9 protein-coding genes are annotated in these 13,939 nt (G+C 28.8%); 5 read left to right on the plus strand and 4 right to left on the minus strand.

Features of this window, described 5'->3' with window-relative positions; translation table 11 throughout:
* Positions 1–443, plus strand: a 443-nt coding sequence (locus ACW6OJ_RS01775) for an ISL3 family transposase (protein WP_456095616.1), incomplete at its 5' end; no start/stop codon positions are given.
* A 237-nt stretch (positions 444–680) separates the two neighbouring features.
* On the opposite strand, the gene ACW6OJ_RS01780 is transcribed toward ACW6OJ_RS01775, so the two are convergent.
* From ACW6OJ_RS01780 to ACW6OJ_RS01795, 4 genes are all read right to left on the minus strand, one after another.
* Positions 681–2,192 (minus strand): hypothetical protein, encoded by a 1,512-nt coding sequence (locus ACW6OJ_RS01780; protein WP_456095617.1) that lies wholly within the window; start codon positions 2,190–2,192, stop codon positions 681–683.
* A 10-nt stretch (positions 2,193–2,202) separates the two neighbouring features.
* Positions 2,203–3,705 (minus strand): AAA family ATPase, encoded by a 1,503-nt coding sequence (locus ACW6OJ_RS01785; RefSeq protein ID WP_456095618.1) that lies wholly within the window; start codon positions 3,703–3,705, stop codon positions 2,203–2,205.
* A 2-nt stretch (positions 3,706–3,707) separates the two neighbouring features.
* Positions 3,708–4,613, minus strand: a complete 906-nt coding sequence (locus tag ACW6OJ_RS01790) for a hypothetical protein (RefSeq protein ID WP_456095619.1) — start codon at positions 4,611–4,613, stop codon at positions 3,708–3,710.
* Positions 4,614–5,653: 1,040 nt separating this feature from the next.
* A complete protein-coding gene (locus ACW6OJ_RS01795) occupies positions 5,654–6,553 on the minus strand; it encodes a ribonuclease D (RefSeq protein WP_456095620.1) in 900 nt (299 codons plus the stop codon).
* A 311-nt stretch (positions 6,554–6,864) separates the two neighbouring features.
* Here ACW6OJ_RS01795 and ACW6OJ_RS01800 point away from each other — a divergent pair, with 311 nt between their 5' ends.
* The 4 genes from ACW6OJ_RS01800 to ACW6OJ_RS01815 are packed head-to-tail and all read left to right on the plus strand — an operon-like array spanning position 6,865 to position 13,763.
* Complete coding sequence (locus ACW6OJ_RS01800) at positions 6,865–9,033, plus strand: Dam family site-specific DNA-(adenine-N6)-methyltransferase (protein ID WP_456095621.1); 2,169 nt, start codon at positions 6,865–6,867, stop codon at positions 9,031–9,033.
* On the plus strand, positions 9,034–11,016 hold the full coding sequence (locus tag ACW6OJ_RS01805; protein WP_456095622.1) for an AlwI family type II restriction endonuclease: 1,983 nt from the start codon (positions 9,034–9,036) through the stop codon (positions 11,014–11,016).
* A gap of 25 nt (positions 11,017–11,041) precedes the next feature.
* Positions 11,042–11,914 carry a DNA adenine methylase gene (locus ACW6OJ_RS01810; RefSeq protein WP_456095623.1) on the plus strand — a complete coding sequence of 291 codons (873 nt, stop codon included), beginning with the start codon at positions 11,042–11,044 and terminating at the stop codon, positions 11,912–11,914.
* 16 nt (positions 11,915–11,930) lie between these two features.
* Positions 11,931–13,763 (plus strand): AAA family ATPase, encoded by a 1,833-nt coding sequence (locus tag ACW6OJ_RS01815; RefSeq protein WP_456095624.1) that lies wholly within the window; start codon positions 11,931–11,933, stop codon positions 13,761–13,763.
* The last annotated feature ends 176 nt before the right edge of the window (positions 13,764–13,939 follow it).

Consider the following 13,939-nt stretch of genomic DNA (forward strand, 5'->3'; position numbering starts at 1 on the left):
TGAAGGTAAGAAAAAGGGTAGAATATGTGACTACAGACATGTATAAGCCATATATTGATCTTGCCAAGAAGGTCTTTCCAAATGCCAATATCGTAGTTGATAAATTCCACATAGTACAGCTCTTGACAAGGGAGTTAAACAAGCTAAGAATAAACGAGATGAAGAAGCTTAATACGAGGTCTAGAGAGTATATACCCATGTGTTTTAGGAAGAGTATAAAAACCCTTAAAAAGCTTAGAAAGTATGTGGTTAACTCATTAAAATATGACTATACGAATGCAATTGTAGAGGGCAAAAACAACAAGATAAAGGTAATTAAAAGAGTATCCTACGGATATAGGAGTTTTAGAAATTTTAAGGCAAGGATAATGCTAATGGAAAGGTATAAGATACAAAAGGGCAACATCCATAGCTATAAGTTTGCTATGGATGCTGCCGCATAATTTAATAGATTTTATTGATTTAAATTATCACCAACGTTATTTGACATAGAGCCGTTAAAATTAAATTGATTCATTATGGACCTCCTGTAGAATTTGTTTAGCGACTTATATTTTAACACAGGATTCGCAATGAATCATTTTTTTATTCAGTTGTACAAATTGATTATACAATCAACCTTTTTTATTTAGTTGTACAAATTGATTATACAATCAACCATTTTATATTAATTTATAAGACTACCAAAATAAATCTAGTATACTACTAACCCCTTTATCGATTACATTAAAAGCTGTTTCTGTTAAATTTGCTAAGCCTCCTAGTACATATCCAGTTGTCTCTAATACTCCATCCATTAACTTCTGTTTACACCTAGTTAATGTTTCACCAAACGTTGAACCGGCCATGTACCCTACTGTTCCTCCAATAAATCCACCTATAGCAGACCCTGCAGGACCAAAAATTGTTCCTGCAGCAACACCAAATTCCGCCCCTTCAAGCATAGTAGCAAGACCTACTGCTGTTGCAACAGTTGTCTGTTCTATTTTATCAATTCCCTCTTTAAAAGATAATTCTCCGGTTGCCATTTTACCTACTACTTTCACATCCTCAACAGCTACAAAAGCAATATTAGCAATTGTACTAACAGGTGTCCCTTTTGGAATTAACGTAATAATTTCCTTCTCTGCTCCTGCTTTCAAAGCACCTCCCACAGCCACTTTTAATCCAAAATCAACACCACTTACAATTGCAGTTTCAATAACTTCTTCACCATCTATTTGTTTACCAGCCCATAATTTTTGTGCAATTTCAACACCTGCACTAATTAAAACGCCCTGAAATGCTGCATAACTTACTTGTTTTCCTATCCCATGTGCTAAATCCTTAGCTTTGTATTCATTCCAATCAAATTCACCTAATTGACCTCGTTGTGCCTCATCACGCATTAATTCAGCTTTGGATTTAGAAAGCGGGTTGCTCGTTGTTCCATCTGGTGCCTCTAATACAATAGTAGATTTTTTTTTAATTTCAATTTGCTGACCATCCGGAACAAGTTTCTGTTGCCCCCTATAATCTCCCTGTTCGAATGCTCTAGCTGTTGATTTTGCATCTTTACAATATTTTGATTGATATCTCTTTACAATCTTCCCATTTCCATTTAAAATTTCAATATCAACAGAATTTTTTGTATATCCACTTCCATTAGGTTCAAGTACTTTGGCTCTATATTGACTTCCTCTAGCTTCTGCATTTAAATTGAAAGTTTGCGCATGATACTGTTCTGCAATAAACCCATCTAAACGTGGATTTTGACTTACTATGCCAGATTTAGTTGTAATGGTTTTGTGTAATGATTTATTTACATTTACCATTGCTATATCTAAATTTAATAAATAATTTGATGCTTCCTGACTTGACATTGATGATGTGATTTTTTTCATCTCAGAAGCAAACCAACTTTCTTTACTTCTGCCACTTGTAATTGCCTTCGTTAATGAGTTTTTATTATCCTCATCTAACCTAATAGTTGTAATTATTTCATCAGCTATTTCTTGTATTTCTTCTAATGACTTTTCTGTGAAAATCTCTTGAAGTTTTTTCACTAGCCACTCATCTACTGGCATGTCTTTATTTTTTACATAACTTTCAATAAAATCTTTAATAATTGGCTTTATTGCTACAAATTCTTCTATATTCATTGAAATATCTTCTTCATCTATAAATAACAATTCATCAACTTCTTTACTCATATTTTTATCCTCAACACATATCCTTATTACTAGCTTGTTTTATATCCATATTCTTAATAGCATTTTCTATTTCTTTAATCTTATCTCCTAATATTTTTGATATAGATTTTGTATCATTTATAGACTTTAATAAGTCTTGTGTCGTAATAATATTTCTTTCATCAATAAAAGCACATTCAATAGTATCTTTTACAACAGCTTCTAAATCTGCACCATTAAAACCTTCTGTAACTTTAATAAGAGAGATTAAATCTAGTTCTCTGTTATATTTATTACGCTTTCTTAGATGAATATCCAAAATTTTTCTACGTTCTTCTCCATTAGGAAGATTAACAAAGAACAATTCGTCAAATCGTCCTTTTCTAAGAAATTCAGGTGGTATTTTAGATATATCATTTGCTGTTGCAACAATAAAAACAGTATTTTCTTTTTCCTGCATCCAAGTGAGAAACTGTCCAAATAAACGAGTAGTAACATCATTACCACTACCCTCTACACCAACACCTGCAAATGCTTTTTCTATTTCATCTATCCAAAGAACACATGGGCTAATTGCTTCTGATAGCTTCAATGCCTTACGCATATTTTCTTCTGATTCTCCTATATATTTACCAAGTAGTCTACCTACATCAAGTCTAAGCAACGGAATTTTAAATAAACTGGCAGTTGCTTTTGCCGTCAAGCTTTTACCACACCCTGGCATACCTATAATCATAATACCTTTCGGTACATCAACACCAAACTTAATAGCCTTATCTAAATTATCAAACACCTTTGATCTTCGCATGAGCCAGTCTTTAAGGTTTTCCAATCCTCCAATATCATCTATAGTTTCTTTAAAAGTAACTATTTCAAGCATTCCTGATTTTTTAATAAACTGCTCTTTTTCTCTTAAAATTAGAGTTTTATCTTCTTTGTTGATTCTACCACCATTTTGATAAGCAAGATTTAAGATTTGTTTTATTTGAAATTCTTTTAAACCTTTAAATGAAAGTGCAATATCGTTAATAATATCCTCTTCCACATCTATCTTCATATCATTAATAAAGTCGTTTATTATATCAAGAATCTCTGATATGTTTGGTAATGGAATATCATATACTGTTATAATATTTTCAAGTTCAGCAGGTATTACAATTGTTTCTGACAAAATAAAAATAGTTGTATTATATTCATCATTATAAAGGTTGTTATCTGCTATTCTTTTTAGCAATGCAATAATTTTTGGAGAATTTAATTCTCTATGAATATCCTTCAAAATAATGAATGTTTCCTGTTCAAAGCCATCATCCATTGTAAGTTCAAGAAAATGTTCCAAATCACACCTTAACATTGGACTTTTAGTTTTAAAGTCTATCAATCCTAGTGCATTATTAAATTCTATACATTTTGCATTTGCAGCAATGTACTCAATCGAATTATCTATCACTTTAAAATCAAAATGGTTGATATAAATTATTGGACGAAGAGCATCAACATAAGAAGCCAACAAGTTGACTGTATCTTTTCTCATAACTATACCTCCATATATCTCAGAGTGTGATTTTCATTACATTTGTAATCAAGACCATTTAATATTAAAAATTTTCCCATGTAATCTTCATGATTGATTTCCTCTCCTGTTTTTCCAGCATTTCTTACTACTATTTTATTTCCTGCCCTAATAACCATTATTTTTTTATTTTTAGGTTCTGCATCTTTCCAATATTCATCAGTTGGACCACTAACTACTATTACGTTCTTTTCAAGAATTTCATCAACTTTATCTTTATCAAAAAAATTATCAAGAGTAATTAGATAGTTTATATTTTTTATATTTTCTTTCTTTACAATAGAACTATTTTCATTCATCTCACTAACTAACATATACTTTCTTAATTTAGAATCTGTAAGCATTATATATATAAACATAGGACACTCATCAATCATAGTACGAATCATATCAAAATAGTCCATGTCAAATATTTTCAGAAAGTCATTCGATATTTTTTTACAAGAAGCTTTTAAAAAAGAAATGTCTTTTTTATGTATCACTATCTCTTTTTTTAAATTCTCATATTGAATAAAATAATCATCTATAATTAAATTTATTTTATTATTAAAATTATTATATTTTTCGTTCTTTTTATTTCTATTGTTAGTGTATTCAAGTATATATATTTTCTCTAAAATTTCATTTTCTTTAATTTCTATATCAAAAATTTCTATAAGCTGTCTAATTATTTCTATGTACTCACTACTCATAATCATCTCCACTTTTTTCAACTGATCTGAATAGCCTCTAACTTCTAACCAACGATGCAATAGTTTGTTTTTATAATATTCAAGAATATCTTCAATCGAAAAATTATTTTGTAAATCTTCAATTGTTCTAACTGGATTGCCATCACAAATAAGATTAAATTTAATAGTTTTAGCCATTATAATACCTCCAAATTTTATAATAATTCCACATTGCTTCCTTGACTATTAAGCCCCCTATCTATCTCTCTTCAAACTACTTCTGCTGATAAGTGTATCCCCCTTCATCTTTTAATATTTTTACTGTTGGTAAATGAACCAAAACTGCTTCTATCCCGTTACCTTTATACAGTGAATCTTTTTTTAGCTTGCTACCATACACAAATTGAATGGCTGATTGTATAATCAACCTTTATTTTATTACCCTTATTAATTTTAAATCTACATTTTCTTCCATTAAAATTGCTTTACATCTTCTTTCGCAACTCTAAATTCATCCATATCGTTAAGTAATCCCATTCAGTAATTCAAAGTTCTTTGTTTGTTACAATGTTTATTAATGAATCACTTGTTGTATAATGATATAGCTTTTCTCCTTAATCCATATGAACAATATTCGGCATTTTTTTATCATTATTGCATATATTTTACTCTCCGTTTCAAGATATGTCCTAATATCATAAAATACTACTATGACTATATTTAAGCTGCTTTTATTTGTTTCTATTATCATAAATCAAAACGAACTCAGTTCTACATTATCTTGATTTGAATATTTCTATTTACTATATAAAGGTTTCTGGGTAATATACATACAATCATTCTATGTTATGTGTGTTGCTGTTTCTCTATTTATATCTCCTCAAGAATATAGATATCTTTGGATGGGATAGCCCCCAATCTTCAAGCTCTTTGTCTGTGATTTCATTATCATAATATTCCTTTCTTATTTCATCCCATTCTACAAGAAAATTATGAAGTTCATACCGTATGACAGTAAGGCACTGGTGGCTCCGTCTATCAGTCGTCAGAGCTTCATTTCTTTTTCGTAGTCAAGAATAATATGAATAAACTCGTGGATGGAGTTCAGTTCGTGGTCTGTGAAGGTGGAAGTATCACTGTCTAATGCCTGTGCTATTTTTTGCATTTGTTTTTTGTTGGAGATTTATTTCCAAGTTCATAATTTGTATGGTAGCATCAGTCGATTCGGTTTTGATTCTTTACATGAATAAATTTTCCCACATAGTAATAGATTTTGGTAGAATCAACTTATACTCATCATAAAATCCAATTAGATCAGATCTACTTATTTCATAGCAATTTTTGATGGAATCTATATTTTTTATTACAGGCGCATATAAGTAAACGATATATCCATCATCTATATAAGTTCTGTAATCTAGAGCATCAATTGTAAGGTTTTTGCCACCCTTTACTTGTATGACGGCTTTTTGCATATTATTTTTATCTCTTGATCTTAATTCACATTCTATTTTTATAGTTGTCGATTTTCTAGCTATAGAATTTGAAAGCACATAATAATTTTTTTTGAGTTGTAAATATGTGATTACAAGTTCTTCAAGTTCAAAATCTGGCAAATTATCAAGTATAGAGCCTTCCATTTTATTAAAGCTATATTTTTTAGTATGGGAGAATAAATTATATATGTATTTTGAGTATTCAATGATAATATCATCTACAATTTTTGATGCAATTCCTCCGTTAGGTCTATTAAATGAAGCTTTAATTTGCCCCGGAATATCCATACCTACTTTATATGCTTCTATTGGAAGTAATGCACCTATATCCATATCATAATCACATTTTGTAATAGGTTCATTTATTGCTCTAGCAATCCAATAGTAACCGTCTAAGTCTCTTGTCCAAAATAAGTCGTCTTTCTTAACATTTCGAAAAACATTAAAAGCATGGTTGATTTTTTTAACATCTTTTTTAACAGCATTGTAGAAGTCCTCATAGTATTTGATATTTTCATTATCTTTATATATATAACTCCAGCCTATAACAAGAAACTGTTCATCATCATTTAAACAATAGTCTAACAATTTTTTTCTATCCTTACAATCTGTTTTCAAATGAAACCTAGTGACTTTATCCATAATTATCCTCCAAAAAAGTGTTCTATTTTATTTAAATTTATTTCTATAATAGTTATTAATCAAAAAATATGATATGGACTAAAAATTAATAATTTAAGAAAAAACATTTTAAATTTCAATTACATTCTAACATGAAATAAAATATAATACAAGAAATAAGAAATAAGAAATAAGAAATAATACATAATATACATTTATTTTTTCGATGCAATTAGCATCTGTTATATAAGTAGAAAATATAGAATATATGACTAAAATATGGTATAATGTCTACATATTATGCGAAAATGTGGCAAAAAGGAGTGGTGATAATGAAAGAACGGAATGTTACTGATGTAGTAAGAGAGTTGGATATTTCAAAGTCATATTTATATAAATTGATAGATAAAAAGAATATTAGTATACCGAAAACTAATACAGGGAGGTACTTTTGGGATGAAGATGCAGTTAATACTATAAAAAACCATATAAATACTAAGGATACACAAAATATAAATGATATAGAATATTTAGTATCTAGTCTTGGTCTAAAACAATCGTATATAAATAATAGAAGATATCTTGGGAATAAGTATTCCCTTTCTGATTTTATAAGAAATACTGTTGATGAAAATTGTAAAGGTATAAACATAGTTGTTGATATATTTAGTGGAACAGGATCTGTTGCAAATGTATTTAAAGATAAAATGATAATTACAAATGATTTATTATATAGTAATTATATTTCTAACTATGCTTGGTTTGGAAATGGTGAATATTCTAAAGAAAAAATAATTGAATTAATATACAATTATAATCAGATGGAAAATAAAGAAAATAATTATATGAGGGTAAATTTTGCAAATACATTTTTTTCTGCAGATGATTGTAGTAAAATAGGGTATATAAGAGAAAATATAGAGGTTAGGTATAAAAATAAAGAAATTAATTTTAAAGAATATACTATATTAATAACCTCTTTATTGTATGCAATGGATAAGATTGCTAATACGGTAGGACATTATGACGCATATAGAAAAAATGTAGAGCTTGAAAATAAATTAGTACTAAATGTAATATTGCCTGAAGAAACGTTAAATTCTAATAATATATGTTATAATATTGATGCAAATGAGTTAATCAAGAATATTAAAAGTGATTTATTATATTTAGATCCACCTTATAATTCAAGACAATATTGTGATGCATATCACTTGCTTGAAAACGTTGCAAGATGGAAAAAACCTGAAGTTTATGGTGTTGCAAGAAAGATGGATAGATCAGAATTGAAAAGTGATTATTGCACTATAACGGCAACAAAAGCATTTGAAGAACTGATTGAAAATGCTGATACGAAATATATTCTGTTGTCATACAATAATATGTCTACTAAAGGTAATGATAGATCTAATGCTAAGATTTCAGATGAAGATATTATGAGAATACTTAAGAAAAAGGGTAAAGTTACAATTTTTGAATCAGACTATAAGAGTTTTTCAACTGGCAAATCGAATATTAAAGATAATAAAGAAAGACTTTTTTTATGTGAAGTGTTTAGTGAGAATAAAAGGAAAATAAATATATCTTGTCCATTTAATTATACAGGAGGAAAATTCAAGTTATTGAAACAAATACAACCATTATTTCATGAAAAAGAAGTTTTTTTGGATTTATTTGCAGGTGGGGGAAATGTAGGAATTAACTCGACTTCTTCTAGGGTAATATTTAATGATTTGAATTATAGATTAATTGGTTTAATAAAATTTATAAGAGAAACTAATACTAATATCTTATTAAATAAAATAGATAATGTTATAGATAAGTATGGACTGTCAAAATCTTCATTATACGGATATTCATATTACGACTGTAATAGTAGCATAGGATTGGCTACTTATAATAAGGAAAGATTTTTAAAGTTAAGAGAGGACTTTAATAAAAAAGCAATTGTAGGAGAAATTGATTATGTAATGTTATATGTATTAATTGTATATTCTTTCAATAATCAGATTCGTTTTAATAGGAAAGGTATGTTTAATCTTCCTGTTGGGAAGAGAGATTTTAATTCCAAAATGAGGAGTAAGTTGGTTTTATTTTCTGAAGAGCTAAAGAGCAAGGATATTCAGTTTGTAAATAAAGACTTTAGAGATATTTCATTAGATAATATATCACCAAAAACCTTTATATATTGTGATCCTCCTTATTTAATAACAACTGCAACATATAATGAAAATGGGATGTGGACAGATAAGGATGAAATAGATCTACTTGATTTTTTAGATAGAGCAGATAAAAAAGGGTTTAGTTTCGCTTTGTCAAACGTATTAGAAAGTAAAAATGAAAAAAATAATATTTTATCTGACTGGATTAAAAGTAGGGGTCACTATTGTTATTATTTAAATAAAAGTTATTCAAATAGTAATTATCATAGAAAAGATAAAAATAGTATATCTGAAGAGGTTTTAATTACTAATTATCCTGTTGATTGGAGGAATGAATAAATGGTAAATAAAAGTATTCCATATCAAAGTTTTTGTTGGGTTATAGGAACTACAAGTTTTAGAACGGCAAAATTGAATTTAAAAATCGAGGCACAATTGTTACTTCTTGATAAGTTTTATAATGAGGTCGTAAAGGAATCAAGTTGGAACTGGAACAGTGAATTGCAAGAAAAATATTATGATTTTATGAAAGATAGAGCTTTTCTAACAGGAGAAGCAAAAAGAAAAGACAAAGACGCCAGAGAAAAAACATCGGGGTTAGTTGATATTGGTTTAATTACAGAAGAAAGATTGATTACGGATGCAGGAAGAGAACTCCTTAAAATAACAAGTAGTGGGAATTTTGAAACCAATAATGTGTTTAATATTAACAGAGATAGCTTTATCTATTTAAAACAGCTTCTTAAAACAAGTATAAATGTAAGTGGTAGTATCGTTAGACCGTTTATTGCGGTTGTAAAGTGCCTGACGGAACTTGAGTTTTTAAGTTATGACGAGTTTACTTATTTTGTTCCGCTAATTAGAGATGACGAAAGTGCAAAACAAATTATATCAGATATTAAATTATATCGAGAAGGTAAAATTTTACCGGAAGAAATAATTTATAAGAGGCTTATGCAAATGGATAACTATAAACTTGCACAAGAAGAATTTATAACCTCTTATGTTGATGAAAATTTAATATGTTTAGTGGGAATGAATCGTAAAAGCAGAAGCTATGATAAGCCGTACTATAAATTATATGATAATTTAAAGAAGGTATTTCTTGATGGTGAAAACATTTATGAATCACTATTAAATTCTGCAAAGAATATAAATCAAAAACCTGGAACATTGTGGAGAAGTTTACTATTTAAAACAACCAATATTGGTGTTGTAAGAAAAAATGGTAAGTCTTCAATTAATAAACTATGCCCATTTATAAACTGTAAAAATGAAACAGAACTAAAAGAAATGTTTTTCAAGTATTTACATGTTTTTAAAGCAATGGCGACTTTATCTGATTATTTTGATTTAAATAGAAGATATTTTAATATTACAGACACTCTAATTTTTGAAGATCGTATGATTAAGTTGGATATGATTCCAAAGTATTATTTTAAAGAAATTATTGATGTTCTGTATACAGAAACTTTTAGTATAGATAATAATCTCAGAGCTGATGCCTCACTTGAAACTATATCAAAAGCATTCAAGTTAGATATTAGCAAAGTATATGCAGCTTTGAGTAAAGATTTAGGAATTACAATTAAGAGTCCTGAACAAGCAGCAACTTATGTAAATGATGAACGATACAGAAGATTTAACACTTTGATTGATAAGAAATTTAACGATTCTGTGCTTATAGAGTTACTAAATTGTTTTGAGAAACGTGATGATAAAAGGATTGAAGAACTTGTTACAGATGAGGCTGCAATACCAACTATTTTTGAATATATTTTGGGAATAATATGGTATAAAGTAAGTGAAAGACAAGGGAATATTTTGGACTTCATGAAGTTATCATTAGAAGCCAATTTATTGCCTAAGACACATGCAGCAGGAGGTTATGCAGATATTATATATGAATATGAAGCGTGTACCTCTTATCCGAAACATTCATTATTGCTTGAAGCAACCCTTGCAGATGGAAATAATCAAAGAAGAATGGAGATGGAGCCTGTTTCAAGACATTTAGGAGATTACAGAATTAGATTTAATAATCCATTTGATTACAGCCTATTTGTAAGCACATACTTAGATAAAAATGTGATTTCAGATTTTAGATATAGAAAGATAATTCCATATACCAGAGATGAAGAAACCATTACAGGAATGAAAATTATTTCAATGGATACAGATTCTCTTAAGAAAATAATTGAAAATAAGGTTAAGTACAAGTATCTGTATGAAGTGTTTGACAAATACCATGAAATGCCATTAGAGACGGTAGATTGGCATGATGGGATGATAAAAGAGGCTACTGGGGAGTATAAAGTATAATTTATAGATTTAGGAGGTGGAATAAGTGTTTTATTCACCATTAAGGTATCCAGGCGGAAAGGGAAAACTTACGCCACTAATAGAATTGCTGATTGATAAATATGGACACAGGGGTGGAATATATATAGAGCCTTTTGCTGGTGGAGCTGGAGTTGCAATCGAGTTGCTTGAAAAGGGCGTAGTTTCTGAAATTGTAATAAATGATTTAGATAAAGGAATATACTCCTTTTGGAGAGCTATATTAGAGGAAACGGATAGGTTTTTGGAACAAGTGAGCCGAGTCCCTCTTACAATTGACGAATGGAAAAAACAAAGAAGTATTTGTTTTGGAAATAATAAAAAATATAGTTTTGAACTTGGATTTGCAACATTTTATATGAATAGAACAAATCGTTCAGGGATTATAAAAGCAGGAGTGATAGGCGGTATGGAGCAGTCTGGGTTATGGAAATTAGATGCTAGATTTAATCGTGAAGATTTAATATTAAGAATTAAAAAAATTGCGGAAAACAAATCGAAAATCCATCTATACAACAAAGATATAAAATCATTTTTAGAGAATTATGTGCCCAAATATGAAGAAAACGCATTTATATATTTCGATCCACCATACTTTAATAAAGGAAAACAATTATATCTTAATTTTTTTAATTACAATGACCATATTCGAATAGAAAAATTAATAGGCGATACAGTTAATTGTGATTGGATCATAACATATGACGATGAACCAGAGATAGAAAAAATTTATGAAAAATATTGTATAAAAAGAATTGAGCTTAATTATAGTGTGGCAAAAAAAAGAAAAGCCAAGGAATTAATTATATTTGAATCTAGTTCTAGTGTCCCAGACATTAATGAATTAATGAAGAATAATATTAGTGTGAATTTAGCGTAAGGAGAGATATATGTACATGAAGCCTACAGAGTTAATTTTAGAGAATTTTAGAAATTTTAGAGATGTTATTATTCCATTAGGTAAAAAAATAACCATTGTAAGCGGAGTTAATGGTGTGGGAAAATCTAATATTTTATCATTAATTGCGTCCGGTTCTGGAATTAATAAGAAAAGTTCGCTAGGCAGCAATTTTCGACCTGAATTTTTAGACTTTTTTAATATTGATAAAACCGAAAAGTACCATGACTATAGAATATATTTAAAATATGGACAAAGTAGTGAGTCAATCGCATTGACTAAAAGACTTTCGTTTAAAGATGATACAGGTACTAATCGTGGTATTAGAATAATTCCGCGAACTACAAATAAATATCTAGATGATTGCACAATAAAAAAAGCTGAAGAAGATGCTAAATCAAATTTTGGTGTAGGAGGATCGGGAAGAGTAAAAATACCAACTATTTATTTAAGTTTATCTAGACTATATCCACTAGGAGAAAATAAAGACTTAACGCATATTAGTAAAATAAGAAAAAATAATCCTTTTGCAAAAGAAGAAATGCTGAATATTTACCGAGAGTGGTATAACTCTGTTATTCCCGGTTCGATTAAATTATCTGATGAAATTTCGATAATAGATAAAAAGGCCTGTCCAAGATCTTCTTTACATATGGAAATAGAAGGAACTCCGGCTCTTTCACAATCTATAGGGCAGGATAACATTGGGAATATAATAAGTGCATTGATTGATATTTACTTGCTATCAAAGGAGAGTGACTATAATGGGGCTCTGCTTTGCATTGATGAAATTGATGTATCTCTACATCCAGATACTCAAATACGATTATTTGAACTGCTGAAAAAACTATGTGATGAAATCTCTCTTCAGGTTATTGTTAGCACACATTCTTTAACTATCTTGAAAGAAAGTTTAAAACAAGAACAAAAAGATTCTGAAGAAACTAAAGTTGTATATCTAAAGAATCCATCTATGCCGATAGTGGCCAGCATTAAATCTTATGAGCTATTGAAAAATGATATGTTCAATAAAATAAATTTTCAGAAAACACTTCCTAAAATATATTTTGAAGATTATGTGGGGCAGAAATTGTTTATTCAACATATAAACGCGCTTAGGAACATAATAAAATTGATAAAGGAATCTTCCGATGCTACATATTTTCGTAATTCTGAGAATGTTTCTAATCATGATGCTATTAGAGAAAGAATACTTGAATTTGAAGATATATCTAATATTAAAGACGAGTTAAAACAGGTTGTAACACATTGCGGATGTGATGAGTTAATGAATATTTCAGAGGCTGATGAATATTTTAATAGGGTAATTATATTCTTGGATGGAGATGCAAGATTGAAGGAAAAATCTCAACATCCAATGGTTAAAGATTATTTGGAGATAGATTTCAATCCTAAGGAAAAAGGTTTAAATGATAGAAAACATAAGCCGAATTTGGTATTTGCACCTGGATATTTTGCACCAGAAAGCTATTTATACAGAATAATATATGAATTAATAAACAATCAGACTAAATATATTGATTTTTGGAGAGGCGTTGATCAAACCGAAGAAATAACACTATATACATCTGATAAAATAAAAAATATGTTTGAAAATCTTAAAGAGGATTTTACAAATGATGATTTAAAAAATATATTTAAAGAACCGTCTGATAGTAGTGAATTATGGAATTTTATAATTAAATCTAGTCTTATAGAGTATTATTATATGGACTACTCTACTATTAATATATTATTGGATTTTGCAAAAGATATAAGAACTGCATATAACATGACTTTTCCGCTGACCATGGAAAATAAGAAAGTTTAAAAAAAGTGCTTGCTATATGCTTGCAAAAAATAAGATAAACAGAAATAAAATGGAGAATAGGGCTGGAATTGATAATAAAAACCTTGATTTTATGTCATTTATACAAAACGATATCAATGGACATATCGAGTTTGAGTAATTTTGTATTTATTGTAAAAGAAAGTTGCAAAATGGAA

The organism is Peptostreptococcus sp., assembly GCF_977045075.1.

Bases quoted from the DNA above. Each gene is read 5' to 3' on its own strand.
- ACW6OJ_RS01800 (WP_456095621.1), top strand. From the start codon at position 6,865: ATGAAAGAACGGAATGTTACTGATGTAGTAAGAGAGTTGGATATTTCA.
- ACW6OJ_RS01805 (WP_456095622.1), top strand. From the start codon at position 9,034: ATGGTAAATAAAAGTATTCCATATCAAAGTTTTTGTTGGGTTATAGGA.
- ACW6OJ_RS01815 (WP_456095624.1), top strand. From the start codon at position 11,931: ATGAAGCCTACAGAGTTAATTTTAGAGAATTTTAGAAATTTTAGAGAT.
- ACW6OJ_RS01780 (WP_456095617.1), bottom strand. From the start codon at position 2,192: ATGAGTAAAGAAGTTGATGAATTGTTATTTATAGATGAAGAAGATATT.
- ACW6OJ_RS01785 (WP_456095618.1), bottom strand. From the start codon at position 3,705: ATGAGAAAAGATACAGTCAACTTGTTGGCTTCTTATGTTGATGCTCTT.
- ACW6OJ_RS01795 (WP_456095620.1), bottom strand. From the start codon at position 6,553: ATGGATAAAGTCACTAGGTTTCATTTGAAAACAGATTGTAAGGATAGA.
- ACW6OJ_RS01790 (WP_456095619.1), bottom strand. From the start codon at position 4,613: ATGGCTAAAACTATTAAATTTAATCTTATTTGTGATGGCAATCCAGTT.